This is a genomic window from Streptomyces sp. NRRL F-4489 (assembly GCF_001509485.1).
In the GTDB taxonomy this organism is placed as follows: domain Bacteria; phylum Actinomycetota; class Actinomycetes; order Streptomycetales; family Streptomycetaceae; genus Streptomyces.
In genome coordinates, this window is the sequence record NZ_LLZI01000074.1 from 1 (window position 1) to 8,423 (window position 8,423).

The 8,423-nt window shown below is 76.3% G+C and carries 6 protein-coding genes; 1 reads left to right on the forward strand and 5 read right to left on the reverse strand.

Translation table 11 applies throughout. The annotated features are described in order from the left end of the window. Positions 1 to 19 precede the first annotated feature (19 nt). From ADL22_RS08490 to ADL22_RS08500, 3 genes are read right to left on the reverse strand one after another with little or no spacing between them, the layout of a single operon-like run. The gene (locus tag ADL22_RS08490) at positions 20 to 1,300 is read right to left on the reverse strand and encodes an ABC transporter ATP-binding protein (protein ID WP_079063949.1); all 1,281 of its coding nucleotides are present in this window, start codon (positions 1,298 to 1,300) and stop codon (positions 20 to 22) included. Next, positions 1,300 to 2,058 carry a phosphonatase-like hydrolase gene (locus ADL22_RS08495; protein WP_066975366.1) on the reverse strand — a complete coding sequence of 253 codons (759 nt, stop codon included), beginning with the start codon at positions 2,056 to 2,058 and terminating at the stop codon, positions 1,300 to 1,302. The genes ADL22_RS08490 and ADL22_RS08495 overlap by 1 nt, the downstream gene beginning before the upstream one ends. Then, positions 2,052 to 3,173 (reverse strand): TIGR03364 family FAD-dependent oxidoreductase, encoded by a 1,122-nt coding sequence (locus tag ADL22_RS08500; RefSeq protein ID WP_079063950.1) that lies wholly within the window; start codon positions 3,171 to 3,173, stop codon positions 2,052 to 2,054. Before ADL22_RS08500 ends, ADL22_RS08495 begins: the two co-directional genes overlap by 7 nt. Positions 3,174 to 3,436: 263 nt before the next feature. Here ADL22_RS08500 and ADL22_RS08505 point away from each other — a divergent pair, with 263 nt between their 5' ends. Further along, positions 3,437 to 6,220, forward strand: a complete 2,784-nt coding sequence (locus ADL22_RS08505) for a SpoIIE family protein phosphatase (RefSeq protein WP_066975370.1) — start codon at positions 3,437 to 3,439, stop codon at positions 6,218 to 6,220. Between the two features lie 30 nt (positions 6,221 to 6,250). On the opposite strand, the gene ADL22_RS08510 is transcribed toward ADL22_RS08505, so the two are convergent. Together ADL22_RS08510 and ADL22_RS08515 are read right to left on the reverse strand one after the other, a co-directional pair. Further along, a complete protein-coding gene (locus tag ADL22_RS08510; RefSeq protein WP_234430597.1) occupies positions 6,251 to 7,357 on the reverse strand; it encodes a PP2C family protein-serine/threonine phosphatase in 1,107 nt (368 codons plus the stop codon). A 104-nt stretch (positions 7,358 to 7,461) separates the two neighbouring features. Continuing rightward, the gene (locus tag ADL22_RS08515) at positions 7,462 to 8,232 is read right to left on the reverse strand and encodes a GntR family transcriptional regulator (protein ID WP_066975374.1); all 771 of its coding nucleotides are present in this window, start codon (positions 8,230 to 8,232) and stop codon (positions 7,462 to 7,464) included. Positions 8,233 to 8,423: the final 191 nt, after the last annotated feature.

The following is an 8,423-nucleotide window of genomic DNA, read 5'->3' on the forward strand; positions in this document are numbered from 1 at the left end:
GAGTCGGGGGCGGGGCGGCTCAGGCATGGCGCGGCCCGCCGTCCGGGCCGAGGCCGTCCGGGGCGTACGGGGCGGTGCCCTCCGGGTCGTACGAGGAGGTGCCCTCCCGGCCGTCGTCCGGCCCGATGCCCCCCGGGATGAGGGACGCGTCCTCCGGGGCGAAGCGCAGGGTGAGTTCCGTGCCGAGGGCCGGGATCTCGCGGAGTTCGGGCAGGTCGGCGAGGAGGCGGTGGCCGCCGGCGGACAGGTGCAGGCGGTGGGTGGCGCCGCGCCACTGGACGTCGGTGACGGTGCCGCGCAGGGTGTTCGGGCCGCCTGGCCCGGCGTCCGGCCCAACGCCCGCCCCGGAGCCCGGCCCGGCGCCCGCCCCCGCACTCGCCCCAGGCGTCAGCAGATGCGGCCGGAGGCACAGCGTGGCCCTCGCGCCAGGTGCCGCGCCGCCGGTGGCGACGGTCAGGGTGCGGCCCGCGAAGTCCACGGCGCCGTCCCGGCGGACGGTGACCGGCAGCAGGTTGGCGGTGCCGACGAAGGAGGCGGTGAAGGCGGTGCGCGGGCGGCGGTAGAGCTGCCGCGGGGTGCCGCATTCGCGGAGCCGGGCCGATTCCAGGACGGCGATCCGGTCGGCGAGGGTGAGCGCCTCCACCTGGTCGTGGGTGACGTAGAGGATCGAGACGTCGGGCAACTCCCGGTGCAGTCGGGCGAGTTCGGCGAGCATGCCGGAGCGCAGCCGGGTGTCGAGGGCGGACAGCGGCTCGTCCAGCAGCAGGACGCCGGGGCGGATGGCCAGGGCGCGGGCGATGGCGACGCGCTGCTGCTGGCCGCCGGAGAGTTCCCGGGGGTGGCGGTCGGCGTAGCCGGCCATACCGGTCAGCTCCAGGGCCTCGGCGACCCGGCCGGGGATGTCGGCGCGCGGCGTGCGGTGCGCCTTGAGGCCGAAGGCGACGTTCCCGGCGACGGTCAGGTGCGGGAAGAGCGCGTACTGCTGGACGACCATGCCGATGCCGCGCCGGTGGGGCGGCAGGCCGGTGACGTCCCGGCCGCCGATCAGCACGCGGCCGGAGACCGGGCGGACGAAGCCGGCGACGGCCCGCAGGGCGGTGGTCTTGCCGGAGCCGGAGGGGCCGAGCAGGGCCATCACCTCGCCCGGTTCGACGGTCAGGTCGAGGGCGTCGAGGACGGTGTGCTCGCCGTGCCGGCCGTGGGCGACGGTGACGCGGTCGAAGCGGATACCGGAGGCCGGGGGCGGCGCGGCGGGGGCGGCGGGCCGCGCCGGTGCGGGGGCGGTGGTCGGGCCGGGCATCACACGGCCCCCAGCAGGGCGGGGAGTTCGGCGACCGAGCCGAGGACGTGGGTGGCACCGGCGGCGGTGAGCCGCGCGGCGTCGTGCGCGCCGGTGCGGACCCCGGCGACCACGGTGGCGCCGCTGCGGCGGCCGGCGAGCATGTCGTAGGCGGTGTCGCCGGCCACCGCCACCTGCCGGACGTCGTCGGCGGCGCCGGTGCGCAGCAGGGCGGCGAGGACCATGTCGGGGTAGGGGCGGCCGCGGCCGCCGGCGTCGGCGGGGCAGAGGGTGAGCGGGACCAGGCCGCGCCAGCCGAGGGCGTCGAGGATCGCGTCCTGGGTGGTGCGGGCGAATCCGGTGGTCAGGACGACGGTGCGGCCGGCGTCGCGGAGCGCCTCGATGGCGGCGCGGGCACCGGGGACGGGGGCGATCCGGCCGGCCGCGACGAGTTCGCCGTACGCGGTCTCGAAGGCGCGGTTGGCGCGGCGGGCGGCGTCCTCGGTGGCCTCGGGGTCGCCGCCGGGGTCGGCGTACAGGTGCCGGAAGACGGAGATCTTGGATTCGCCCATGGTGGCGCGGACGTGCGCGAGCTGTTCGGCGTGGCGGGGGCTGCCCGGTGCGACGCCCATGTGGCGGGCGGCGGCGTCGAACGCCTGCTCCACCAGGCCGTCGTCGGCGACGGTGGTGCCGGCCATGTCGAGGACGACCAGGCGGACGTCGGCGGGGCCGGGGGCGCGGTCGGGGAAGGTCGGCGGGGTCGGCAACGGGCTCACCATCCCAGGGCGTCGGCGGTGGTTTCGGCGATGGCGGGGGCGCAGGTCATCCCGCGTCCGCCGGGCCCGGTGACCAGCCAGGCTGCGTCGCCGACCCGCTGGCGGTGGACGACGCGGGCGGGGTCGGCGCACTGGGCGTAGACGCCGGCCCAGCGGTGGCGGATACGGGGCAGCGGGCGGCCGAGCAGCGCCTCGACGACGCCGGTGAGGTGCTCGTAGGGCTCCTCGACGGTGTCGAAGGCGAACGGGGTGGCGTACTCGTGGGTGTCGCCGATGGTCAGTCCGCCGCCGGCCCGCTGGACCATCAGCAGCTGCATCTTGTGGGCGGCGGCGGTGGGGGCCTGGTCCTGGGCGGCGTTGAGGGCGTCCAGGGCGGGGCCGCGGTAGGCGGGGTAGTAGCGGAAGCTGTCGGCGTCGGCGACGGAGGTGGGCAGGGGTTCGCCGAGCGGGTCGGTCTGCATCATCTGGAGGCGGACCCGGCGTACGGGGAGGTCGGGGGCGAGTTCGCGGACCAGGCCGCCGAGCCACGCGCCGGTGCACAGGAGGACGGCGTCGCCGTGGTGGGTGGTGCCGTGGTCGTCGCGGACGGCGCTGCCGCCGGTGAGGTCGCGGACCTCGCGGCCGCCGAGGTAGGTGTAGCGGCCGGACGCCAACAGGGCGTGTTTCAGGGCGCGTTGGGCGACGCGGGGTTCGACGGCGGCGTCCCGGGCGCACCACAGGGCGCCGAGGAAGTCGCCGCGCAGGGCGGGGTTGAGGGCGCGGGCGGCGGCCGGGTCGAGGAGGCGGTAGCCGCGCGCGGCGGCGTCCGGGCGGCGGACGGCTTCCTCGGCGACGGCCCGTTCGGCGTCCGTGCGGACGACGGTCAGGGAGCCGGTGGCGCGGAATCCGATACCGGGGACGCGGGCGCCGAGCGACTCCCAGAGCTCGCGGGCACGGAGGGCGGTGTCCAGTTCCTCGCCGCCGGCCCGGCCGCTGACCCAGATCTGCCCGAAGTTGCGGACGGAGGCGCCGCGGGCCTCGTCCTCCCGTTCGAGGTGCAGGACCTCGTGGCCCCGTTCGATGGCGTGCCAGGCGTGCAGGGTCCCCAGCACACCGGCTCCGACGACTATGACTCGCATGCCCCGACGGTCCCGGCACCGGGTGGCGCCCGGACGTCGGCCCGGCGACGGGCCGGTTAACGGGCCTTCAAGGTTGGCCTAGACCCGTTACCGTTCCGTGATGCAAGAGGGCGTCGCGGGGCGCATGGCGCGTACGACCGAACCCGCTCAGCGGCAGGCCGCCGCACCGCGCCCGCCGTACCGCTCGCACCAAGGCGAGTCCGCTGGCCGGGAAAAGCGGGCTCTTGTGGTAACAACTGGCAAATGCTTGTAAAAGGTGTCGCATGAGCAGCAAACGGTCCCGGCCGCCGGTGCGCGGCCACCGGCCGGGGCGGCCGTCCGGGGCCTGGCGGCGGGGCGCCGCGGCGGGGTTGGGCAGCGTCGCGGGGCAGGTGTTCCTGCTCCAGTGGGTGATGGTGCTGCTGCTGATCGCGGCCGGCGCGGCCGTACTGGCGTGGCAGAACCACACCGCCGACGTCCAGGCGGCGGGCGACCGCTCGCTGGCCTGCGCGGTCGGCCTGGCGGAGTCCCCCTCGACGGCCGCGGCGCTGCGGTCGCCCGATCCCACCGCGGCGCTGCAGCCCCTCGCGGTGCGGGTCGGCCGTTCCGCCGGGGTCGATTTCGTCGCCGTGCTGAGCCGGGACGGCATCCGGTACACCGACCCGAAACCGGACCTGATCGGGACGCGGGCCGCCGGGGACTTCAGCCGGGCGCTGGCCGGCCAGTCGTACACCGAACGGTTCCGGGGCGCGCCCCAGGACGCGGTGCGGGCGGTCGTCCCGGTCAAGGACGCCAGGGGCGCGGTGGTGGGGATGGTGACCACGGGGGTGGAGTTCTCCACGGTGTCCGCGGTGCTGGGCCGGGAGCTGCCGCTGATCGCGGCCGGCGCGGCCGGGGCGCTGGCGCTGGCCACGGTGGGCGCCGGCTGGGTGAGCCGCCGCCTGGGCCAGCAGACGCACGGGCTGGGCCCGGCGGAGGTCACCCGGATGTACGAGCACCACGACGCGGTGCTGCACGCGGTGCGCGAGGGCGTCCTCGTCGTCGACGGCGAACAGCACCTGGTGCTGGCCAACGACGAGGCGCGGCGGCTGCTGGCGCTGCCCGAGGACGCGGAGGGCCGGCACATCGGGGAGATCGGCCTGGAGCCGGGCATCGCCGAACTGCTGGCCGGCCGGCGGGTCGCCACCGATGAGGTGCACATGGCCGGCGACCGGCTGCTGGCCGTCAGCCACCGCCCCGCCGGGCGCCCCGGGCAGCGGGCCGGAAGCGTGGCGACCCTGCGGGACACCACCGAACTGCGGGCGCTGGCGGGCCGGGCGGAGGCCACGGCGGAGCGTCTGCACCTGCTCTTCGAGGCCGGGGCCCGGATCGGCACCACCCTGGACGTGGTACGGACCGTGGAGGAGTTGGTGCAGGTCGCGGTGCCGGCGTTCGCGGACGCGGCCAGTGTCGACCTGCTGGACTTCGTCGTCGCGGGGGACGATCCGCCGCCGGTGATGCCGGAGTCGACGCGCCGGGTGGCGGCGCGCGCCGTCACCGCCGACCACCCGCAGTTCGCCGTCGGCGCGCGGGTGCCGCTGCTGCCCGCGACACCGCAGCGGCGGAGCCTGGAGGAGGGGCGCGCGGTGCTGGTGCCCGACCTGGCCGCGGCCGAGGACTGGCGGGCGCCCGGTCCCGGGCGTGCCGAGCGCGCGATCCGGGCGGGCTTCAACTCGCTGATCGTCGTACCGATCCAGGCGGGCGGCACACTGCTGGGCCGGGCCAACCTCTGGCGCCGGACCGAGCGCCCGTTCGGCCCCGACGACCTGGCGTTCGCCGAGGAGTTGGTGGCGCGGGCGGCCGTCTGCATCGACAACGCCCACCGCTACACCCGCGAGCACGCCCTCGCCGTCTCCCTCCAGCGCAGCCTGCTGCCGGGCGACCTGCCCGAGCAGAACGCGGTGCGGGTCGCCTACCGCTATCTGCCCGCCCAGGCCGGTGTCGGCGGCGACTGGTTCGACGTCATCCCGCTGCCCGGCGCCCGGGTGGCCCTGGTCGTGGGCGACGTGGTCGGGCACGGTCTGCACGCCGCGGCCACCATGGGGCGCCTGCGGACCGCGGTGCACAACTTCACCGCGCTGGACCTGCCGCCGGACGAACTCCTCAGCTACGTCGACGAACTCGTCACCCGTATCGATCAGGACCCCCCGCACGGCGTCCAGCCGGGGCAGATCACCGGCGCCACCCTGCTCTACCTGGTGTACGACCCGACGACCGGGCGGTGCTGGAGCGCGAGCGCCGGGCATGTCCCGCCCGCCGTGGTCCGGCGCGACGGCACCGCGGACTTCCTGCCCGTACCGGCCAATCTGCCGCTCGGACTGGGCACCTCGGTCTTCGAGACGCACACCGCGGACCTGCCCCCGGGCAGCCGGCTCGTCCTCTACACCGACGGGCTGGTGGAGAACCGCGACCGCGACCTCGGCACCGGCCTCGACCTGCTGCGCACGGTGCTGCGCGGCGGCGCCGGCCGCGGGAACGAGGAGACCTGCGACGAGATCCTCGACGCCCTGGTCCCCCCGAAGCCCTCGGACGACATCGCCCTGATGGTGGCGACCACCTGCGTCCTCGATCCGGACCGCGTCGCCCAGTGGGACGTCGCCCCCGACCCGGCGGCCGTCGGCCCCGTCCGCGCCGCGTGCGTGGACCAGCTCACCCGGTGGGGCCTGGGCGACACGGTCTTCACCACCGAGCTGCTGCTCAGCGAACTGATCACCAACGCCGTCCGCTACGGCGCCCCGCCGATCACCGTACGGCTCCTCTACGACCGCGCCCTGACCTGCGAAGTGGCCGACGCCAGCAGCACCGCGCCGCATCTGCGCAAGGCCGCCGCGACCGACGAAGGGGGGCGCGGGCTCTTCCTCGTCGCGCACCTCGCCCAGCGCTGGGGCACCCGCTACACCGGGCGCGGCAAGATCATCTGGGCCGAGCTGGCGCTCCCCGACCCGACCGACCCCACCGGCCGCACCGGCCAACCCCCCGCCGATCCGGCCGGCCTCCTCCCCGACCTCGGGGACGACGCGGTCTGGTGACCCGGCGGGGGCCCTTCGGACCATTCGCCGTCAGCGGCGCTCCGGGCGGTGGTCGGACAGCCGCACCGCGAGGGCGGCGATGTCGTCGTCCAGGCGCCCCCTGCTGTAGTGGAGGAGGTCGCGGTGCAGGGCAGCGAGCAGTTCGTGCGGCGGCGTCCGGGGCTGCCGGCCCATCCAGGACGCCAGCGGGAAGAACTTGCCGTCGCGGGCGCGGGCCTCGGTGACCCCGTCGGTGTAGAGCAGCAGCAGGTCGCCGGGGGCCAGGTCGAAGGTGTCGACGTGGTAGTGATCGCCGATCAGCTCCGCGAGGTTGAGCAGCGGCGAGGGGGCGCTGGGCTCCAGCGCGCGCAGTGCGCCGCCGGCCAGCAGCAGCGGCGGGGGGTGCCCGCAGTTGAGGATGCCGATCGGCCCGCCCCCGTGCGGGATCTCCACGAGCAGGGCGGTGGCGAACCGCTCCATCGGCCCCTCAGGGGGAAAGGCGGCGTTGTAGCGGGCGCTGCTGGCGTCCAGCCGGCGCGCGACGCTGACCATGTCGGCCTCGCCGTAGGCCGCCTCCCGGAAGGAGTTGACGATCGCCGCGGCCGCGCCGACCGCCGGCAGGCCCTTGCCCCGTACGTCGCCGATGAGCAGCCGGACCCCGAACGGCGTGTCGACGACCTCGTAGAAGTCCCCGCCGATCCGGGCCTCCGCCGCGGCCGCCACGTACAGCGACTCGATCTCGACGTCCCCGAAGCGGCGCGGCATGGGGCTCAGCACCACCTGCTGCGCCGCGTCGGCGACCAGCCGCACCTGGAAGAGGGTGCGCTCCCGCTGGAGCCGGACGTGGCTGCCGTACGCGGCCGCCACGGTGACGGCGATGATGCCGCCGGCCGTCCACCACGTCCCCAGGCCGGGGAACACCACGCTGAGGCCGAGCATCAGGCCGAGGCAGGCCGCCCCGAGCGCGACGGTGGGCAGCACCGGCCACATGGCCGCGGCGAGCGCCGGCGCCGCGGGCAGCAGGCGGCTGAAGGCCAGCTCGGGCGGGGTGGCGTAGGCCAGGCCGGCGATGACGACGGTCAGGACGACCGGTGACAGCCGCACCAGCGCCCCACGGCCCCCGGGGCGACGCGGCCGCGGCCGTCCAGACTCGATCACGTCCCACAGAATATCCAGACAAAGGGGGCGTAGCGCTCCGACGTCTCGGGACCGGCCGCCGGCCGCGCGCCCCCTTCCGGGCTGTTACGGGCTCTAACGGGCTCTTACGGGCCGGGCGTCCGCCCCAGGTGGGTGGTGAACGAGAACCGGTCGCCCCGGTAGAGCGAGCGGACGCGTTCCAGCGGGCGGCCCTCGGTGTCGCGGGACAGCCGGTGGATCAGCAGCATCGGCAGCGCGCCCGGCGTCCCGATGAGCAGCGCCTCGCGCGGGGTGGCCAGCACGGTCTCCAGGCGCTCGTCGGCGTCCCCGAAACCGATGCCGAGCCGCTCGCGCAGATAGGCGTAGAACGACGAGTCCGGCTCGAAGTCCGTCGCCAGGTCCGGCACCCGGGCCACCGCCACGTAGGTGCTCTCCAGGCCCACCCGCTCGTCGTCGGCGAGCAGCACCCGCTCCATGTGCCACACCGCGTCCCCCGGCTCGACGCCCAGATCGCGGGCGAGCGCCGGCGGGCCGGCGAAGCGGTCCAGCGAGACCAGGTGGCGGCCGGGCGTACGGCCCTGGCGGCGGACCCCCTCGGTGTAACTGGCGAGCGACAGCGGCTGCTCCATCTTGGGCCCGGCGACGACCGTGCCGCGCCCCATCCGGCGCAGCCGCCCCTCCAGCACCAGTTCGCGCAGTGCCTGGCGCAGGGTCTCCCGGGAGACCTGGAAACGCTGCGCCAGGTCGCGTTCGGCGGGCAGCGGTTCGCCCTCGCCCAGCTCGGCCAGGAGCGCGGCGATGGCGACCTTCGCCGCGTAGTACTTGGGAATGCGTCCGTGCTCGGGAACACCGGACCGGACGGGCGCGCCAGGATCCTGGCCGTACGGGAACTCCACGGGGGGATCTTCGCATCAGGGGTGGGGTGGGGTGGGCCCTGGCCGGTGGGGGCCTCGGGGGCGGAGCCCGGGCTCGGCGGGCGGGGCGGGGGCCGGGCTCGGCGGGGGGGGGGGGGGCCCGGGGGGGGGGGGGGGGGGTTTTTTTTGGCGGGGGGGGGGGGGGGCCCCCCCCCCCCGGGGTTGCCGGGGGG

Excerpts from the sequence above, each read along its gene's own strand:
- ADL22_RS08500 (WP_079063950.1), bottom strand. The coding sequence starts at position 3,173 with ATGCGAGTCATAGTCGTCGGAGCCGGTGTGCTGGGGACCCTGCACGCC.
- ADL22_RS08495 (WP_066975366.1), bottom strand. The coding sequence starts at position 2,058 with ATGGTGAGCCCGTTGCCGACCCCGCCGACCTTCCCCGACCGCGCCCCC.
- ADL22_RS08490 (WP_079063949.1), bottom strand. The coding sequence starts at position 1,300 with ATGCCCGGCCCGACCACCGCCCCCGCACCGGCGCGGCCCGCCGCCCCC.
- ADL22_RS08505 (WP_066975370.1), top strand. The coding sequence starts at position 3,437 with ATGAGCAGCAAACGGTCCCGGCCGCCGGTGCGCGGCCACCGGCCGGGG.